We start from the raw sequence: 7884 nt of genomic DNA on the forward strand, positions 1-7884 counted from the left end.
AACGATTTTGACATTGCCGAGCGGTGGACGGCGCTCGAGGAATTGGCCGCGTTGACCCATCAGGGCCTCGTTATCCTGCCCGAAACGGGGGACTGCATCAATCTGCACTGCCATTCCTTCTTCTCGTACAACGGTTACGGCTATTCGCCCACGTGCCTGGCGTGGCGAGGCCGTGCGGCTGGCCTGTATGCGATGGGCTTGGTCGACTTCGATGTGCTCGATGGGGTGGACGAGTTCCTCGAGGCGTGCGCGTTCCTGGGTATGCGCGCTTGCGCCGGGATCGAAACCCGCGTGTTCGTGCCCGAGTTTGCGGGCCGGACCATCAACTCGCCCGGCGAGCCCGGCATCTCGTATCACATGGGTGTCGGGTTCACGTCGGGCGAAGTGGCGGATGACGCGCCGCTTGCGGCCTTCAAGCGCACGGCGCAGGAGCGCACGCGTGAACTGGCCGCGCGCGTGAGCGCCTATCTGGACCCGGCGGGCATCGACTTCGAGCGGGACGTGCTTCCGCTGACGCCAAACTGGAACGCAACGGAGCGGCACGTGTGCATGGCGCTCGACGAGCGGGCGCGCACGCTGTTCCCCAAGAGCTGGGACCGCGCGCGTTTCTGGGCGGAAAAGCTGGACGAACCAGTGGACCTCGTGGCAGCGGTGCTGGATCACCCGCCCAAGCTGCAAGGGCTCATTCGCGCCAAGACGATGAAAGCAGGCGGCGTGGGCTACGTGAAACCTGAAAGCGGCGATTTTCCCCAGTTGCGGGACGTGAGCGCGTTTGTGCTGGCCAACGATGCGATTCCAGCGTTCGCGTTTCTGGACGGGACGACCGACGGCGAGCAGGCGATGAAAGAACTGCTCGATGTCATGATGGAATCGGGGGTTGCGGCCGTGAATATCATTCCCGACCGGAACTGGAACTTCCCGGACCCCGAAGTGCGCCGGCGCAAGGGAAAGCTTCTGCACGAATTCGTCGAAGAGTCGCAATCGCGCGGTCTGCCCATCATCGCCGGGACGGAGATGAACGCGCATGGCCAGCGTTTCGTGGACGATTTCAATGCCCCCGAACTGGCTCCGCTTCTGCCGGTTTTCCTCGAAGGCGCTGACATTGTGTATGCGCATACGCGGCTCCAGCGCGAAGCGGGTATAGGCTATCTCAGCGATTGGGCGCGCCGCAGTTTCCCCGATACGCGCGCGAAAAACGCCTTCTACGCCGAACTGGGACGCCGCCTCGCCCCGGGCGACCCCGAAGGGCTGAACCACGTGACGTCCACATCGACTCCGGACGAGATACTTGCGCAATGGGCCGAGTGACAAGCCGCGGCGTGCGAACCCCTTCGACTGTACAAGCCTGTTTGCGCCTCTCTCGAGGATTCGGGGGTGGCGGCGGCACGTGCCGCATATGTCCGGCCGCGCTCTTCGGGGCCTTGTTTCTGGCGCCGAACCCCCTCGCCGCGGTTCCCGGCGCGCCTCGGTGTAACGTTCGTCAGACCGGGCAGGATGAAATATAATATATGGTGAATGCGACAATATATGCAGCGGTTGCATGAGAAGGCGGTGCGTGTATGCCCGACTATGTCGAAAAGCCCGGGGGCGGCGCGGCGATTGAGGAACAACAGAAGACGGAAAAGCCGCGCCGATACAAGGTGCTGTTGCATAATGACGATTACACGACGATGGATTTCGTGGTGATGGTGCTGGAAGACGTGTTCAGCCGGCCGCGCGACGAGGCGGTGCGCATCATGTTGAATGTGCACAGGAATGGAATCGGCGTGGCCGGGGTATATACTAAAGCTGTGGCGGAAACGAAGATACGGACCGTGCATGAACTGGCGCAGGGGCAGGGTTTTCCGCTCCGGTGCAGCATGGAACCGGAATAGCCGCCGCTGGATGGTCAGGGGAATATGCTGAGCCGAGACCTGCAAAACAGCCTCTCCGCGGCGCTCGGGACCGCGCGCGCGCGGCGTCACGAGTATCTTTGCGTGGAACATTTGCTGTACGCGTTGCTCGAAGACGCCTACGGGCAGGAAATCCTCGAGCAGTGCGGTTGCGATATCGACCGGCTGCGCGAAGACCTGGAGCGTTTCTTCGAAGAGGAAATTGAACCAGCGCCGGGGCGCGGCGTTCCGCAGGTGCAACAGACCGCGGAGTTTGAGCGGCTGATGCAGCGCGCGATCATGCACGTGCAGCATGCGGGCAAGCGCGAGGTGGACGCGGGCGACGTGCTGGCGGCCATTTTCGAGGAGCGCGATTCGCTGGCGGCGTATCTGCTGGGCACTCAGGGCATCACGCGGCTGGACGTGCTGAATTACATTTCGCACGGCATTTCCAAGCTGGGAGCCGGTGGGGAAGAGGGGGAATCCGCTCCCGTGCCCGACGCGGAGAGCGAGGAGGAAGGCGAGCGCCGTTCGCCGCCGGACCCGCTGGAATCGTTCACCATCTCGCTTTCAAAAAAGGCCGCGGAGGGCAAGATAGACCCGCTTATCGGCCGCGTGCCGGAACTTCGGCGGACCGTGCGCATCCTGTGTCGCCGCCGTAAGAACAACCCGATCTTCGTGGGCGAGCCGGGTGTGGGCAAGACGGCCCTCGCCGAGGGTCTCGCGCTCCGGATTCACGAAGGCCAGATCCCGGACCCGCTCAAGGACGTGGAAATCCGCACGCTGGATCTTGCCGGGCTGCTCGCGGGAACGAAGTTTCGCGGCGATTTCGAACTGCGGCTCAAAGCCGTTATCAACGCGATCATCAAGCGCCAGAACATCATCTTGTTCATTGACGAGATCCACACCGTTGTCGGCGCGGGCTCGACGACGGACTCGTCCATGGACGCATCCACCATCCTGAAGCCCGTGCTGGCTTCGGGCGAGTTGCGCTGCATCGGCTCGACGACGTACGACGAGTTCAAGAAGCATTTCGAGCGCGACCGCGCGTTGTCGCGCCGGTTCCAGAAGGTGGATATTGCCGAGCCGAGCATCGAGGAAACCGTCCGCATCCTGCGGGGGCTGAAATCGTATTACGAGGGACATCACAAGATTACGTATACGGACAGCGCGCTGCGCGCCGCCGCGGAACTGGCTGCGCGACATATCAACGACCGGTTCCTGCCCGACAAGGCCATCGACGTTATCGATGAGGCGGGCGTCGTGTGCCGGCTCGAGTCCTCCGGCGACCGCAAATCGGTTCGCCCAAGCGACATCGAGAAGGTTGTGGCGGATATTGCGCAGATTCCCGCCCGGACCGTGACGTCATCGGACAAGGAGAAGCTGGGTTCGCTTGACGTGGAACTGAAACGCGTAGTCTTTGGACAGGACGAGGCCATCGAACTGGTGGCGCGGTCCATCCGCCGGTCGCGGGCGGGGTTGGGCCGGCCCGAGCGGCCCGTGGGCTGTTTCCTGTTCACCGGGCCGACGGGCGTCGGCAAGACGGAAGTGGCGCGGCAACTGGCGGCTATCCTCGGCGTGCACTTCGCCCGCTACGACATGAGCGAATATATGGAGAAGCACGCCGTATCGCGGCTTATCGGCGCACCGCCGGGCTACGTCGGCTTCGATCAGGGCGGGCTGCTCGTCGACGAAATCCGCAAACACCCCTATACCGTGCTGCTGCTCGATGAGGTCGAGAAGGCGCACCCGGACCTGTTCAGCATCCTGCTCCAGGTAATGGACCATGCGGGGCTCACGGACAATCAAGGCCGGAAAGCGGATTTCCGCAACGTAATCCTGATCATGACCTCAAACGCGGGCGCGCGCGAACTAGCCGCGCGCAGCATCGGCTTTCGCGGCGACCTCGACGAGTCGCAACGCAAGAGTCTGCACGCGGTCGAGAAGGCGTTCACGCCTGAATTTCGCAACCGGCTGGACGCCATTGTGGCGTTCAATCCGCTGCCAATGATTGTTATCGAGCGGGTTGTGGACAAATTCCTGCGCGAACTCGAACTGCAACTAACGGCGCGCAAGGTGCGCCTGCGCCTGAGCGCCGAGGCGCGCCGCTGGCTTGCCGAGCATGGCTACGACGACAAGATGGGCGCCCGCCCGCTGAGCCGGCTCATCCAGCAGAAGATCGCTGATCCGCTTACGGACGAAATCCTCTTCGGGCGTTTGGAAAAGGGCGGCGATGTCACCGTCGAACTGCGCGAGGGCGAACTGGCCTTCGCGTTCCCGGAATCCGGAGACGCGGAAACGGGAGCGCGTATCTGATCGCTTGGAGGCGTTGACCGCGCCCGAAAGGGCGAGCGGTCGCGGCGGATGCTCTTCGGCCGTGGACGGTGTCTCCAAACGCGTTTTCCGGCGCCTTCGCGTCCTATGCTTCCATGGTGCGGTCATCGGACAGGTTGTACCAGCCGACACCGAGTTTGCGCAGGGCGTACCCGGTTTCTCTGAGGTGGTCGCCGTAGGCGAGCATCCAATGAAAGCCGCGCATTTCCTCCGCCAGCCGGCGATAATCGCCCTCGATGGCCACGTCGATCTGCGAACGGCAGATATCGAGGAACGGATTGGCCTTGATCGTCCCGCGGAAGCCGATCCATCGTTTGGTTTCGAAATCCGGGTCGATCATGGTGATTATTTGGCCGATCCGCATATCGACCTTCGGCGCCGCGCCGTAGTCGGACTCGAAATGCGTGAGGATACGAGTCTTTTCGAGCGTCTTGCCATCCATTTTCCGCGGCGCGGTACAGTGGGCCACTGTGACGACGCCATGGTGGGGGTAGGTCGGGTCCTGGAGGAATACGGGGGTCTGTGCGATGTGGTGTAACAGGATGCCCGACGGGATGACGGCGAAATCGGACTCGCAGAAGGCCATGCCGCCGTCGTCGTTAATGAAACTGAGCGGCATGCACGCCGTGGTCTCGGAGAGCGGCATGATCGTGCCCATGCAGTTATTGACCGTGATCGCAGGCGCGTTCATCTCGGCCATGAGGTCTTCGAAGATTTCCGTGAGCAGATAGGCGCAAACCATGAACGTGCGGTCTGTCTCGAGTTTCGTGCCGGGCAATCCCAGATACTCATCGGTCATAGCCTCGGCTCGCGCAACCCGGGCGGCATCCTGGCGCGCGGCGACGATGCGCTTGCCCAAGTCGTCGTAGGGTTCGTCGAGCAGTTCCATCTTCCAGAGTTCTTTGGCAATCTTCGGCGCGTCCTGGCCGCCCGCGCCCCAGCCGCTTGCCCCGCCGATGCACACGATGCGCGAACCGACGGTGTTCTTTAACGCATAGAACGATCGAAGCCGCCAAAGCACGTCCGCCGTCTGGTCGACCACAACGTCGCAGGGTTCCAGCCCGGGCTGGCCATATTCATCGACGGTCTTGCGCAGCAGGCGGGGATGCGCAATCTCGTACCAAAGGTACGCCGGGCCGGTTTCGTGCCTCACGAACACGATGTTATAGCGCTTGGGGGATATGAGCGTCTCCATTTCCTCGACGCCGCCCGTAGCGCCGTAGATGAGCATTACGTCCGCGTCGCCGTCACGCAGCACGGCGGCTTCGTCTTTGTTCGTGACGCGCGCGAGAGGCCGGAATTCCACGGGAAACTCGGCCTGGGTCTTGAGGTTCTTGATCTCGCCGTCGATACGGTCTGTTTCTTGCGTCACGTCGTCTTGGGTGTGCAAGCCGCCCCAGGACCGCCAGCTGGTCTGATTCTGGCGCTGAAACAGTTGATAGGACAATACGGGCTGAACGACAAGCGCCTTACGGGGACGCGAGGGATGCACTCGTTCGCGCGCTGCCGCTGCGGCACCGCGTCGGGTTTCAGTCGTGGCGCATCCGCTGACGACGGCGGCGGTTGCGGCCGTTCCGCCGAGCGCGGCAAGAAACGTGCGCCGTTTCATTGGCTCCAAATGACATCCGCAACACCCGGTATGATGCTTGTGCTCCTGCATGACGGCACTCCGCCGCGCCGGGCGGGGCCGGCGCCGTTGTTGTAACATTGAACGCTTCAACAATCGTGGAAGACGTTTCTGGCACAAAAGATAGCACATTCTTGCGCCGCGTACACCTTCGCGACGTGGCCGCCGTCCTTTTCTTGCGCCCGTGTGCTTCCTGCCCAGTCTATCCTGTGCAAATCGGCTATGGCTGTATTTTGGCTCGGACTTCAAACCGCACATTTCCCCTCTGGCCAAAATCGGCAAATTGTCGTACCATAAAGGTGTGAAGTGGTCACGACAATAGGGGAGGCGCATCATGGATACGCGACGCGGGTTTACGCTGATTGAACTGCTGGTGGTGATCGCGATTATCGGCATTCTGGCGGCGATTCTGCTGCCGGCGCTTGCGCGGGCGCGGGAAGCGGCCCGGCGCGCCAGTTGTCAGAACAATCTGAAGGAATGGGGACTCGTCTTCAAGATGTACGCGAGTGAAGATTCCGGCGAGAAGTTCCCGCCTGTCCAGCACCAGCCGCCCGGCGGATACGGGTTTTACATGACGCCTTTGGTGACGGGGGTATATCCTGAGTATGCGAACGACCCGGGTATTTACGTTTGCCCGTCGAGTTCGCGCCACACGACCAAGGATATGTACTTTGATGATGGTACGCCAATCCTGGTCGACTGGCGGCGACAGACCGAATATCCGAACCGGTGGTGGAGCCTCCACGAGTGCTACATGTATTGGGGATTCGCGTACGATCGGAGCGACGCGGGAGACCCGATGGAAGACGCGGACCCGTATATTATCATTGTGCAGGCGTTTCTGCCGGGGATCAGCCTGCCGCCGGACCAGCAGGTGCCTTCGCAATTCGTGCGGCACATGCTGACGCTCATGACGGACCCGCGCGTTATCGCGCGGATGACTCCCGGCACGGAGACGTATTTTGGCCCGTTTCCCGCATTCGACGAGGACACAAGCGGCGGTATGCTCGCCGAGGGCGGCATGCGCTACGGCACTGGCGGCACGGACACGGTGTACCGGTTGCGCGAAGGCATCGAGCGGTTCTGCATCACGGATATCAATAATCCTGCGGCAACCGCGCATGCGCAGAGCGAACTGCTGGTCATGCATGATTGGCTGTCCACGACAGCGGCGGACTTCAACCACGTTCCGGGCGGGTGTAACGTGTTATTCCTCGATGGACATGTGGATTACCTGCGCTATCCGAACGAGAAGGCGCCCGTCATGGCGGCCTTTGCCGTCGCCACGGGCATTATCAGCGCGGCGTTTCACTGACTTGCCTGGGTTATATGGCACCATGAGGGGCGCAAGGAGACGTTCGATGGGCTTGTATATCTCCGCCTCCGGCATACTGCATGCGCTGTTGCGCCAGCGGGTGACGGCGGACAACATCGCCAACCTGAGCACGCCCGGATTTGGCGCCGGGCGCGTCCACAGCGCCCCTGACGAATCGGGCGGCGTACGGGCGAACGCTATTCTTCACGACTTCACGCCTGGGCCGCTCCCGTACACGGGCCGCTCGCTGGATATCGCCGCTGGCAACGCATTCTTCCGGGTCGAGTTGGCGGATGGCGGCTTTGCGTTTACCCGCGATGGGGCATTCGGATTAAACGCGAATGGCGAGGTCGTGACGATGTCCGGCGGGCGCCTGTCTCCGCCTGTTCAGGTGTCGGCGAATGCGACCGGCGTGACGGTCGCGCGCGACGGTTCCATTTACGCGACGGTCCCGGACAGTCTTGAACCGCAATTGCTGGGCCATATCCAGGTGTACGCTTTTGCGAACCCGGATGGTCTGGAGCGCGTGGGCGACAATCTGTACCGCGCTACCGCCAGTTCGGGCGAAGGGCAGCCCATCACGGCTGCGACGCAAATGGAGACCGGCGCGCTGGAAGGCAGCAACGTCGAGCTGGGCCGGGAGTTGGCGGATGTGACGCTGAACACCCGTTTTCTGCAAGCCAATGTGAACGCGTTTCGCGCCCAGGCGGAACTGTTGGGGACCTTGCTGGACATCG

Annotated in this window: 6 protein-coding genes; 5 read left to right on the forward strand and 1 reads right to left on the reverse strand. The window is 62.3% G+C overall.

The annotated features are described in order from the left end of the window. From KA184_22000 to clpA, 3 genes are all read left to right on the forward strand, one after another. Nucleotides 1-1308: hypothetical protein (locus KA184_22000; protein MBP8132262.1), on the forward strand; the 1308-nt coding region annotated here is incomplete at its 5' end. 251 nt (nt 1309-1559) lie between these two features. Then, nucleotides 1560-1874: an ATP-dependent Clp protease adapter ClpS gene (gene clpS, locus KA184_22005; GenBank protein MBP8132263.1), complete on the forward strand. Its 315-nt coding sequence runs from the start codon at nt 1560-1562 to the stop codon at nt 1872-1874. A 24-nt stretch (nt 1875-1898) separates the two neighbouring features. Continuing rightward, a complete protein-coding gene (clpA, locus tag KA184_22010; protein MBP8132264.1) occupies nt 1899-4187 on the forward strand; it encodes an ATP-dependent Clp protease ATP-binding subunit ClpA in 2289 nt (762 codons plus the stop codon). Between the two features lie 103 nt (nt 4188-4290). Here clpA and KA184_22015 read toward each other — a convergent pair whose 3' ends face one another. Continuing rightward, complete coding sequence (locus KA184_22015) at nt 4291-5913, reverse strand: sugar isomerase (protein MBP8132265.1); 1623 nt, start codon at nt 5911-5913, stop codon at nt 4291-4293. A gap of 253 nt (nt 5914-6166) precedes the next feature. Here KA184_22015 and KA184_22020 point away from each other — a divergent pair, with 253 nt between their 5' ends. Then, the gene (locus KA184_22020) at nt 6167-7147 is read left to right on the forward strand and encodes a DUF1559 domain-containing protein (protein MBP8132266.1); all 981 of its coding nucleotides are present in this window, start codon (nt 6167-6169) and stop codon (nt 7145-7147) included. Between the two features lie 46 nt (nt 7148-7193). Further along, nucleotides 7194-7884: flagellar hook basal-body protein (locus tag KA184_22025; protein MBP8132267.1), on the forward strand; the 691-nt coding region annotated here is incomplete at its 3' end.

The sequence above is a fragment of the Candidatus Hydrogenedentota bacterium genome (genome assembly GCA_018005585.1).
Taxonomy (GTDB): Bacteria; Hydrogenedentota; Hydrogenedentia; order Hydrogenedentales; family JAGMZX01; genus JAGMZX01.